The organism is Mesorhizobium sp. M2A.F.Ca.ET.039.01.1.1 (assembly GCF_003998035.1).
Lineage (GTDB): Bacteria > Pseudomonadota > Alphaproteobacteria > Rhizobiales > Rhizobiaceae > Mesorhizobium.
Genome location: NZ_RZRY01001112.1, coordinates 1 through 1,472, shown reverse-complemented (window position 1 = coordinate 1,472; position 1,472 = coordinate 1). Strand labels below are relative to the sequence as shown.

The 1,472-nt window shown below is 66.5% G+C and carries 1 protein-coding gene and 1 pseudogene; one reads left to right on the top strand and one right to left on the bottom strand.

The window, feature by feature from the left end; all coding sequences use genetic code 11:
* On the bottom strand, nucleotides 1-633 hold a 633-nt coding region (locus EOA24_RS37720), incomplete at its 3' end, for a M20/M25/M40 family metallo-hydrolase (RefSeq protein WP_127410806.1).
* Between the two features lie 265 nt (nucleotides 634-898).
* Between EOA24_RS37720 and EOA24_RS37715 the strand changes: the two are divergent.
* A pseudogene (locus tag EOA24_RS37715) lies at nucleotides 899-1,472 on the top strand (GGDEF-domain containing protein); the annotation flags it as partial.

Sequence of the window (1,472 nt, the reverse complement as noted above, 5' to 3'; positions counted from 1 at the left end):
CAGCTCGCTCACCGTCGGCATCGGCGAGGTGCCGGTTTCCGGCATCGAGGAATGCGCGGTCTTGCCCTCGAGCACGATGCGCATGCCGCGCGAGGCGCAATTGACAGTGCCGGCCTTGAGCCGCACCTCGCCGAACGGCACGCCGGGCAGATTGTGCAGCGAAAACGCGAAGTCCGGCGCGATCTCGGCGAAGCGCGGATCGGCGACGACGCCGGCCGCGCCGTTTCCGGTCTCCTCGGCCGGCTGGAACATCAGCACGACACGGCCCCGCGCCGGCCTGTCACGTCCGAACTGGCGGCCGAGCGCGGCCAGGATCGCGGTGTGCCCGTCATGCCCGCACATATGCGACTTGCCCGGCACTTGCGAAGAATGCGCGACGCCCGAAAGCTCCTCGATGGGCAGCGCGTCGAGCTCGGAGCGGAACAGCACCGTCGGCCCGGCCTGGCCGCTGTCATAGACCGCCACCACGCCATGGCCGCCGAGCCCCGTCAGCACCTTGTCCGGCCCGGTATCGGCGAGGAAGTCCACCACTTCCTTCGCCGTCTTCTCCTCCTCGTTGGAAATTTCCGGCTGCCGGTGCAGCTTGCGGCGCCATTCGGTCAGCTCGACGATGTCTCGATTGGTGAGGGTCATGGGTTGGAACTCCGCTTGGGCTTGCCGGTCACACAAACACGATAGGGTTTTTCTCGCGCCGTGCCATGGCGATCAATTCCGCTAGGCCATCGGCGCCCTGTTTTCTCCGAGCTTCTGGCGCCGTCAGTTCCTAATTAGGAAATGCTCCGTAAACCGCTGAAATCCTTAACACGATTTTCATCCCGGTCGCCTAACCACTTAGGTCATGACAAGGCATGATGAGCGGCTGGCTGCTGGTCCCTCTTCCGGGGAGCGCGGCGGAGCCGTGGACGCCGGCATCCTGCGCGATCAGCTCGCCGATCTGAGCAAGGGTGTCTTCATCTCGATGCCTATCGGCACGGTGCTGGCAGCCCTAATCCTGGCGGTGCAGCTGTTGTCGGGAGGCGGCCTTGCCGCAGTGGCCTGGTTTGCCGCCATCGCCCTGGTCAATGGCGCTCGCGTGGTGCTCGCGCTCGCCCAGTCGGGCGCGGCCGACGAGCGGCAGCAGGCGGTCGGCGCCCGGCTTTCCCTCTATGGCTTGCTGGCGCTGGCGTCGGGTGTCGCCTGGTCGTTCCTGGCGCTGCTCAGCGACGGATACACCACCGCCCAGGCGCCGCTCTATCTGATCGTGCTCGCCGGCACCTCGGCCGGCTCGGTCACCTACTGCACCTCCCACGCGCCGGCCTCGATCAACTTCATCACGCTGCCGCTTCTCACCGCCGCGGCCTGCGTGCTGGCGCAAGGCGGCGTCGAGAACGACGTGCTGGGCTTCACCATCCTGCTGTTCCTCGGCGGCATGATCAGAGGAGCGCTTCTGGGGCAATCCCGCTTCCGCGAGACGAGCCGCCTCAAATACGAGG